Below are 7,793 nucleotides of genomic sequence, written 5' to 3'. Positions count from 1 at the left end.
CGGGCACATGTGGGAGCTCTACGCCATGTGGGCCTGGGTCGGGACCTTCCTCGCCGGCCTCGACGGATTCGCCGGTTCGCCGGAGGGCGCCCAGAACGCCGCGCTCGCCGCGTTCGCCTGCATCGGGGTGGGAGCGGTGGGCTGCCTCGTCGGCGGTCGCATCAGCGATCGCTTCGGCAGAGCCCGGTCCGCGCTGATCAGCCTGGCCTGCTCGGGCGGGGCAGCCGTCGTGCTCGCTTTCATCCACTCGCTGCCGTTACCGCTGGTCGTGGCCGTGTGCGCGTTCTGGGGGTTCTGGGTGATCGCGGACTCCGCCCAGTTCTCCGCGCTGGTCACCGAGAACGCCGACCAGCGCTACGTCGGCAGCGCCGTCTCGTTCCAGCTGGCCATCGGGTACGTGACCACCGCGGCGACCATCTACCTCGTCCCGGTCCTCGCTGAGAACGCCTCCTGGACGGCGGCCCTGCTCGTGCTCGCGCTGGGCCCGGCAGTCGGAATCGGCGCCCTGCTCACCTACCTCGCCCAGTCCGACCGCTGACGCACACCGGAGGAGAACAATGGCGGACCACGCAACGATGCGCGCATGGCAGGTCACCGAGCTGGGAGAACCGGCGCAGGTCCTGGCCACCGCGGAGGTTCCGACGCCGGAGCCCGGTCCCGGCCAGGTCCGGGTCCGCGTGACGGCGGCCGCGTGCAACTTCGCCGACGTGCTGCTGTGCCGGGGCGCGTACCAGGCGAAGCCAGAACTCCCGTTCACACCGGGCGTGGAGCTGTGCGGCGTCGTCGACGAGGTCGGACCTGGATGCCCACCGGACCTGCTGCACCGGCGCGTCGTCGGCCGGCCGGTCCTGCCGCACGGCGGCTTCGCCGAATACGCCGTGCTGGAGGCACATTCGTCGTTCGCCGTGCCCACGGGCCTCGACGACACCACGGCCGCAGCCCTGCACCTGACCTACCTGACGCCGTGGCTCGGCTTGCACCGCCGCGCCCGGATCCAACCGGGCGAAGTGCTGGTCGTCACCGGCGCGGCCGGTGGCGTCGGCACAGCCGCAGTGCAGCTCGGGGTGGCAGCGGGTGCTCAGGTCATCGCGATCGTGTCCGGTGCGCGCAAAGCGGCGACCGTGCGCGAGCTCGGCGCTACCAACGTCATCGACCGCAGCAGCACCGACGTGATCGAAGCGGTCCGCGAGCTCACCGACGGGCACGGCGCCGACGTGGTCTTCGAATCAGTGGGTGGCGAGGCGTACCGGCAGGCGACGAAGTACATCGCCTTCGAGGGGCGCATCCTGCTGATCGGTTTCGCCAGCGGCACGATCCCGCAGCAGCGCCTCGACCACGCCTTCGTCAAGAACTACAGCATCCTCGGCCTGCACTGGTCGCTCTACCTGGACCACGAACCGGAACTGGTCCGAGCGGCCCAGGACGATCTTTTCCAGCTGGCCCTGGAAAAACGGATCGACCCACTGGTCAGACAGTCCTCAGTGGACGATCTACCGCAAGCCCTCGGGAAGCTCGCCAGCAGTCGCGCCCTGGGAAAAACCGTCCTGACCAGCGGGTGATCCTCAGGCCTCGAAGAGCTCCGGGGTCTTCCCCCCGAGGATCATGTCCGTGCGCGGCTGGAGGGCCGGAAGCAGCTCGTCCGGTTGCGGGATCACCCAGTACTTGCCCTCGGCAACCTTGTCGAAGACCCGTTCCGCGTGTTCCTCGGCGGTGAGCCCGTGCTCGTCGGCGCGCTGCTGCAGCTGCGCGTTGAAGGCCGCGACCTCCGGCGCGATGTCCGCTGATCCTCCGGTCCGGAAGATCTCGCTGCGCACCGAGCCCGGGGTCACCACCGAGACCTGGATCGGGGCGTTCTTCATCCGCATCTCGTAGTGCAACGACTCGGTGAGCGCGAGCACGCCGAACTTGGTGGCGATGTAGGGCGCCATCAGCGGGCTGGGCAGCATGCCGCCGACGGAGGAGACGTTGACGATCCACGCCTTCTCGCCCCGCCCCAGCATCCTCGGCACGAAGGCCCGGATGCCGTTGGCGCAGCCGCCGATGTTGACCCGCAGCATCGCGTCCCAGCGCTCGGCCGGGATCTCCCAGGAGTAGCCCATGGCCATGATCCCGGCGTTGTTGATCAGCAGGTCCACCGCGCCGAAGCGCTCGTGGGCCTTGGCGGCGAGCGCTTCGACGGAGGCGGCGTCGGCGACGTCGGTGACCACCGGCTCGACCTCCGCGCCCGCCGCCGCCAGCTCGTCGGCCACCGCGGCGAGGCGGTCGGCGGCGATGTCGGCGAGGACCAGCTTCATGCCGAGTCCGGCGGCGTGGCGGGCGAAGCCCGCGCCGATCCCGGCGGACGCACCGGTGATGACCGCGGTGCATCCCCGGAAGGTGTCGTGCGCGAGGGACATCAGAAGTGCGTCCCGCCGTCGATGCGGATCTCGGTGCCCGTGATGAACTTGCCGTCCTCGGAGGCGAGCATGGCCACGACCCCCGCGACGGTCTCCGGGCCGGCGAAGCCCTCGCCGATGGCCGGGCTCAGCTTCGCGAACAGGGACATGTCGGCGTCCTCGGGCAGGCCCGGGCCGACGCTGGACTTGCTGGCACCGCTGCCGTCGGTCATGCCCGACGAGATGGAGCCGGGCTGCACCGCGGTGAAGCGGATGCCGCTCTTGGCGTACTCGCTGGCGAGGGCGTGCGTCATGGACTGGATGCCGCCCTTGCTCGCCGCGTAGGCCGCCATGTAGGGGTGCGCGAAGCCCGCCGAGGTGGAGCTGAAGTTGACCACCGCGGAACCGTTGCCCTCCCGCAGCGCCGGGATGGCTTCGCGGATCACCAGGAAGGTGCCCACCAGGTTCACCGAGAGGATCTTGGTGAAGTCCGCGAGGCTCACCTCGTGGGTGTGCGCGGAACGCAGGATGCCGGCCGCGTTGACCAGGACGTCCAGACCGCCGAGCGTCGAGACGGCCTTGGCGACGACGTCCTTGACCGACTCCTCGTCGGAGACGTCGAGCACCAGCGTGGTGAGCCGGTCGGCGTCCGCACCGGCCTTCTGCGCGGTGTCGGCCAGGCCCTTCTCGCTGATGTCCGCCGCCACGACGCTGCCGCCTTCGGCCAGCACGCGGAGCACGGTCGCCTGACCGATGCCCGAGCCGGCCCCGGTGATGAGTGCGCGCCGACCTTCGTAACGGTTCATGTCCCACTCCACGTCTTCGTCGACTTCGTTGTGATGAGTACACGATATGCCTACATGGCACGTTGTGCCACGATGTGCAGTCAACGCCACACAAGACGAGCGGCGCGGAGGAAGTCCTCCGCGCCGCGCGATCAGGTGGGTCAGGACCCGAAGTCCCACTTGTGACCCCAGTAGCTGTCGGCGGTGATCTCCTCCGCCGTGTACGAGGTCTCGTCGACCAGCATCCCGTCGCAGCCGACCTCGAGGTCCCAGCCGCCCGGGGTCCGGACGTAGAAGGAGACCATCTTGTCGTTGGTGTGGCGGCCCAGCGTGGACGAGACGTGGAACCCGGCGTCCACCACCCGGTCCAGCGCGCGGCCGACCTGGTCGAGGTCCTCCAGCTCCACCATGATGTGCACCAGGGCGGGCGCCTTGAGGTCCGGCGACGGCAGCAGCGCGAGGCTGTGGTGCCGCGCGTTCACGCCCATGAACCGGAGCCGCACCGGGCCGTGCTCCGGCGGGGCGGGCAGCCGGAAAGCACCGCGGGGCAGGAAACCGAGCGTTTCGGCGTAGAACCGGTACGCCTCGTCGAGGTCGTCGACCGGGACCACGACGTGGCCCAGGCCCAGCTGGCCGGTGACGAAGCGGTTGTCGAACTTCGTCGCCACCGGGCTGTGGTCCAGCGCGGGTCCGTGGAAGATCTCCAGCGGGGTGCCGCCCGGGGCTTCGAAGGTGATGCCCGCCTCCACCTTGCGGGTGTCGGCCTCCTCCAGGGTCAGCGGCTTCGTGGCGATCCCGGCCGCCTCGACCGCGGCCTGGACCCGCTGCAGGGCCAGGTGGTCGCGGACCTCCCAGCCCACGGCCTCCACCTTGTCCTCCTCACCCGGGAGCACCACGATCCGGCCGATCCGCTCGTCCAGGCGCAGGTACAGCGCGTCCTCCTCCGGGCCGCTGCCCTCGGCGAAACCGATGGTGTCGTTGGCGAACTCGCGCCAGGCGTCGAAGTCCGTGGCGCGGACCCGGACGTAGCCCAACGAGCTGATGTCGGTCATGACTTCCTCTCCCAAGTGTCGTCGGCGGTTCAGATCAGGGCCCGGAGCGGCTCCGGCGGTTCGATCCCCATCGAGGTCAGGGCGTTCGAGTGGTAGATCGAGCCGGGGATGTGGATGGCGTGCTGCAGGCCGACGTGCGCATCGCGCCAGAACCGCTGCACCGCGTTGGTGCGGCGCACCGCGTTCCCGCCGGAGCGGGCGAAGATCTCGTCGACCGCGGACACCGCGCGCCACGCGCAGCGGACCTGGTTGCGGCGCGCCGTCGACCGGTCCTCGAAGGTGATCGGCTTGCCCGCTTCGACCTTGTCGTAGAGGCGGCTGACGCCGTCGAGCAGCTGCGTGCGGGACGCGGCGATCTCCGCTGCCGCCTCGGAGATCGCGTACAGCGTGTGCGGATCGTCGCGGACGCGGGTGCCCGCCGCCATGACCCGGTCCCGCTGGTAGTCGAGGTGGCAGGCCAGCGCGCCTTCCGCGATGCCGACGACCGCGGAGGTGATGCCCAGCGGGAACATCGTCCAGAACGGCAGCCGGTACACCGTTTCGGTCCGGCCGGCGCGCTCGGCGGCGCTCTCCCCCTGGGCGACCTCCTCGGAGTCGATCGTCCGGTACGCCGGGATGAACGCGCCGTCGACCACGACGTCCTTGCTGCCGGTGCCGCACAGGCCGATGACGTCCCAGGAGTCGTCGACGATCGTGTAGTCCTGCCTCGGCAGGACCACGTGCAGCACCTTGGAGGGCTGGGCGGGCTTGCCCTCGGCGTCGCCGACCAGCGCGCCGAGGAAGATCCAGTCGCAGTGGTCGGTGCCGGAGGAGAACTGCCACCGGCCCTTGAGGACGTAGCCGCCGTCGGTCGGGGTGGCGATGCCGCTGGGCATGTACGGCGAGGCGATCCAGGTGTCCTGGTTCTCGCCCCAGACCTCCTGCTGGAGCTGCCGGTCCATCAGCGCCATCTCCCACGGGTGGACCCCGCCCACCCCGCACACCCAGCCGGTCGACCCGCACACCTTCGCCACCGCCATCACGGCTTCGGCGAAGTCCCGCGGGTGCGCCGCGTACCCGCCGAAGTCGGTCGGCTGCAGCAGCCGCATGACCCCGGCTTCGCGCACCAGCTTGACGCTCTCATCCGCGAGCTTGCCCAACCGCTCGCTGTCCTCCGCGGTCGCCGCGAGCCGGGCGGCGACCTCTTCCACTCGGCGAACCACCTCGTGCGCCATGCACGCACCTCCGGACTGTTCAGACGACCGCTTCCGCCACCGGTCCGCGGCGGTGCGATGAAGCTAGGTCCGGCGTGCCGGCGGGCCCCACCCCTGCTCCCGCTGACCGGGACCCGCCCGGCGGCGCACCGCTGACCGGGACCGATCGGCGCGAATCTCGCGCCCCCGCGCTACTTTCGAGGTCGCGAGCGCGTCGTGCTCAGCCGCGCGACCGTTCCCCAGCCGCCAGAAGGCTTCTCACCAGGTCCGGTCGCCGCGCAGGACCGCGTCCGCGCCGCCGTCGACGAACACCACCTGGCCGGTGACGTGCGAGTTCTCCGGGGAGCTGAGCCAGGCGAGCAGCGGCGCGACCTGCTCCGGCCGGGCGTGGCCGTGCAGCGGCATCGGAACGCTGCCGTCGACGAGCTGCCGACCGGCTTCGGATTCGAGCATGTCCTGGGTCATCGGCGTGACGATGGTGCCGGGGGCGATGGCGTTGAGCGGTATTCCCGCGCCCGCCCATTCCGGCGTGATCGCGGTTCGGCGCACCCACCGTGCGATCGCGACCTTCGACGACGAGTACACCTGTGCGCCGTCGCCGCGTTCCACGGCGGCACCGGCGGCAGCCACTGCGGCGTCCTCGTCACCGGCGAGCGCGGCATCGACGATGCCGGGATCGGCCGGGTGCACCGACGCCACCGACGAGATCACGACCGCGCGCGGATCGGTGCCGCGGACGAGGAGCGGCCGCAGGCCTTCGAGAGTCGCGACGGCGCCGAAGTGGTTGACCTTGACCGTCAAGGGGTCGAACAGCGCGACACCAGCGCACGCGATCACGCCGTCGAGCCGGCCACCGGCCAGCTCACCGGCCCGGTCGACGAGCGCGGCTCTCCCCGCTTCGGTGGCGAGATCGGCGGTGATGTCGGCGTCGTGCCGGTCGGCACCGATCACCCGGACACCCCGTTCGCGCAGGTGCGCACTGGTCGCAGCGCCGATTCCGGAGGCGCTGCCGGTGATGAGGAAGGTGCGGGGCATGTTCCGGCCCTTCGTCGCGTGGGATGGCACACCGGCGGTCTTCTCGCGGCTGTTCCGGGCATTTTCGGTCGCCCGCGACCACGCACCCCAATTCCGCTCCCGCTGACCGGGACCGGCCGGACGGCCCACCGCTGACCGGGATCCGCGGCCGCGAGCCCCGCACCACCCGCCCTAGCTTCGAGTTCATGACGGAGGAAGCGCAGACCTTGACGGCCGAGGACGTCGTGAACCCCAACGCGTTCCGGCGGGCCATGTCCGACTTCGCCACCGGGGTGACGGTGGTGACCGGGCTCGACGACGCGGGACCGGTCGGTTTCGCCTGCCAGTCCTTCGCCTCGGTGTCCCTGGACCCACCGCTGGTGATGTTCTGCGCCGACCACCGCGGCCGGTCCTGGCCCCGGATCCGCGGCGCAGGCCGCTTCTGCGTGAACGTCCTGGGCGGGCACCAGGACGACCTGTGCGCGCGGTTCGGCTCGAGCAGCGGCCGCAAGTTCGACGGAGCGGACTGGTCCTGCTCCCGCTGGCGCACGCCCGTCCTGCCCGACGTGCTCATGCGCGTGCACGCCGACGTCCACCAGGTGGTCGAGGCGGGAGACCACGACATCGTCGTCGGACGCGTCCTCGAAGTGGAACGCCTGGCCGAACACCGCCCGATGATCTTCTTCCGCGGCCGCTTCGGCATCGAGTCCGATCGACCCGCTCACGAATGCTGACCTCGCGCGTTCGTCCGCGAGCGCGGCGAACTGCATTCGGTGCGAGAACTCCTCGCCGCCCAGCAGACCGGCCTCGGTGTCATGGCAGGCGGATGTCCTTGCCACGTCGGCCGGCCAGGTGCTTGGCGTACCGGTGGCACGGGACGTGGATCGGCCCGTCCGGGCCTTCGGCGGGGTAGTCGAACGGCCCTTCGTCGGTCCAGCCCTGGCGTTGGTAGAAGCGGCGCGCACGGGCGTTGCCCGCAGCGACGGCGAGCCAGGCACGGTCGTGACCGTGCTCGCCCACGAGGCGCTCCGCTTCAGCGAGGAGCACGGCTGCCACGCCGGTGCCGCGGTAGGCCCTGGACACGTAGACCTGCTCGACCTCGTCGGCGACCACCATGACGAACCCCGCCACCGCGCCGTCGAAAACCGCGACCACGGTGTCTTCGACCCGTCGCGCCGCGCGGGACGCGAACGACTCGGCTGTGCGAGCGGTGACCAGATCGCGGGGTACGTGCCCCAGGTGACCGTCGCGCCATCCGTCGCACCAGATGTCGGCTACTGCCTTCGCGTCGGCGGGGTCGGCGGGCCGCAGCGCGACCGGCTTGTCGGGTACAGACATGCGGCGAAGCTATCCGGGTAGTCCGACATCGGTCAC

9 protein-coding genes are annotated in these 7,793 nt (G+C 70.8%); 3 read left to right on the top strand and 6 right to left on the bottom strand.

Annotation, left to right across the window (positions count from 1 at the left end):
* Positions 1-538, top strand: a 538-nt coding sequence (locus ABTZ89_RS32360; protein WP_351051913.1) for an MFS transporter, incomplete at its 5' end; no start/stop codon positions are given.
* A gap of 19 nt (positions 539-557) precedes the next feature.
* A complete protein-coding gene (locus tag ABTZ89_RS32355; RefSeq protein WP_351051909.1) occupies positions 558-1,559 on the top strand; it encodes an NADPH:quinone oxidoreductase family protein in 1,002 nt (333 codons plus the stop codon).
* 3 nt (positions 1,560-1,562) lie between these two features.
* Here the strand turns inward: ABTZ89_RS32355 and ABTZ89_RS32350 are convergent, their stop codons facing one another.
* The 5 genes from ABTZ89_RS32350 to ABTZ89_RS32330 all read right to left on the bottom strand — a co-directional run bounded on the left by ABTZ89_RS32350 (position 1,563) and on the right by ABTZ89_RS32330 (position 6,440).
* The gene (locus ABTZ89_RS32350) at positions 1,563-2,396 is read right to left on the bottom strand and encodes an SDR family NAD(P)-dependent oxidoreductase (protein ID WP_351051906.1); all 834 of its coding nucleotides are present in this window, start codon (positions 2,394-2,396) and stop codon (positions 1,563-1,565) included.
* Positions 2,396-3,181 (bottom strand): SDR family NAD(P)-dependent oxidoreductase, encoded by a 786-nt coding sequence (locus ABTZ89_RS32345; protein ID WP_270947160.1) that lies wholly within the window; start codon positions 3,179-3,181, stop codon positions 2,396-2,398. The genes ABTZ89_RS32350 and ABTZ89_RS32345 overlap by 1 nt, the downstream gene beginning before the upstream one ends.
* Positions 3,182-3,321: 140 nt before the next feature.
* Complete coding sequence (locus ABTZ89_RS32340; RefSeq protein ID WP_351051902.1) at positions 3,322-4,212, bottom strand: VOC family protein; 891 nt, start codon at positions 4,210-4,212, stop codon at positions 3,322-3,324.
* Between the two features lie 29 nt (positions 4,213-4,241).
* Positions 4,242-5,426: an acyl-CoA dehydrogenase family protein gene (locus tag ABTZ89_RS32335; RefSeq protein ID WP_270947158.1), complete on the bottom strand. Its 1,185-nt coding sequence runs from the start codon at positions 5,424-5,426 to the stop codon at positions 4,242-4,244.
* A gap of 237 nt (positions 5,427-5,663) precedes the next feature.
* Positions 5,664-6,440 carry an SDR family oxidoreductase gene (locus ABTZ89_RS32330; protein WP_351051898.1) on the bottom strand — a complete coding sequence of 259 codons (777 nt, stop codon included), beginning with the start codon at positions 6,438-6,440 and terminating at the stop codon, positions 5,664-5,666.
* A 185-nt stretch (positions 6,441-6,625) separates the two neighbouring features.
* On the opposite strand from ABTZ89_RS32330, the gene ABTZ89_RS32325 reads away from it, so the two are divergent.
* Positions 6,626-7,153, top strand: coding sequence for a flavin reductase family protein (locus ABTZ89_RS32325; protein ID WP_351051895.1), 528 nt, complete (start codon positions 6,626-6,628; stop codon positions 7,151-7,153).
* A 79-nt stretch (positions 7,154-7,232) separates the two neighbouring features.
* Here ABTZ89_RS32325 and ABTZ89_RS32320 read toward each other — a convergent pair whose 3' ends face one another.
* Positions 7,233-7,757, bottom strand: coding sequence for a GNAT family N-acetyltransferase (locus tag ABTZ89_RS32320; protein ID WP_351051893.1), 525 nt, complete (start codon positions 7,755-7,757; stop codon positions 7,233-7,235).
* Between the last annotated feature and the right edge of the window lie 36 nt (positions 7,758-7,793).

The sequence above is a fragment of the Saccharopolyspora sp. NPDC002686 genome, from assembly GCF_040295745.1.
GTDB lineage: Bacteria > Actinomycetota > Actinomycetes > Mycobacteriales > Pseudonocardiaceae > Saccharopolyspora > Saccharopolyspora oryzae.
Note: the sequence above shows the minus strand (reverse complement) of the source record. Positions and strands in the feature narration are given on the sequence as shown.